1 protein-coding gene and 1 pseudogene are annotated in these 582 nt (G+C 35.4%); both read right to left on the bottom strand.

The features are described from left to right. Positions 1 to 77 precede the first annotated feature (77 nt). Positions 78 to 263 carry a 50S ribosomal protein L30 gene (gene rpmD / locus MU407_RS14100; RefSeq protein ID WP_246958429.1) on the bottom strand — a complete coding sequence of 62 codons (186 nt, stop codon included), beginning with the start codon at positions 261 to 263 and terminating at the stop codon, positions 78 to 80. Between the two features lie 14 nt (positions 264 to 277). Further along, positions 278 to 582 (bottom strand): annotated as a pseudogene (gene rpsE / locus MU407_RS14095) (30S ribosomal protein S5); the annotation flags it as partial.

Raw genomic sequence — 582 nt, 5'->3', positions numbered from 1 at the left:
AGCTCTTACTGCACCTTCAGCAGGTTTTAACTCATGTAACTTCATGGATTGCACCTCCTTGCACTACTTTATAAAAATTATTCAGCTATTTCAGTTACTTCTAATAAGTGACTTACTTTATTTATCATACCTCTTGTTTGAGCATTGTCTTCTTTTACAACAACTTGTTCTCTTTTTCTTAATCCTAACGCTTCAACATTCTTTTTTTGGTTAGGAGTAGTTCCTATAACACTTCTAACTAACTTTATTTGTATTTTAGCCATTTTACTCTTCGTCCTTACCCTAGAAGTTCTTCAACATTTTTACCTCTAAGTTTAGCTATATCTTCAACTGTTTTTAGAGAATTAAGACCTTCAATTGTTGCATTTACCATATTTCTTGGATTGTTAGACCCTAAAGATTTAGCTCTAACGTCTTTTAGTCCAGCTAGCTCAAGTACGGCTCTAGCAGGTCCCCCAGCTATTACTCCTGTACCTTCTACAGCAGGCATTATTAATATATTTCCAGCACCAAAGTGTCCGCGTACTTCGTGAGGAATTGTAGTCCCAACTATTGGCACTACTATTAGATTTTTCTTAGCAT

Source organism: Brachybacterium sp. Marseille-Q7125, from assembly GCF_023062615.1.
Classification (GTDB): domain Bacteria; phylum Actinomycetota; class Actinomycetes; order Actinomycetales; family Dermabacteraceae; genus Brachybacterium.
This window is presented reverse-complemented; position numbering and strand designations above follow the sequence as displayed.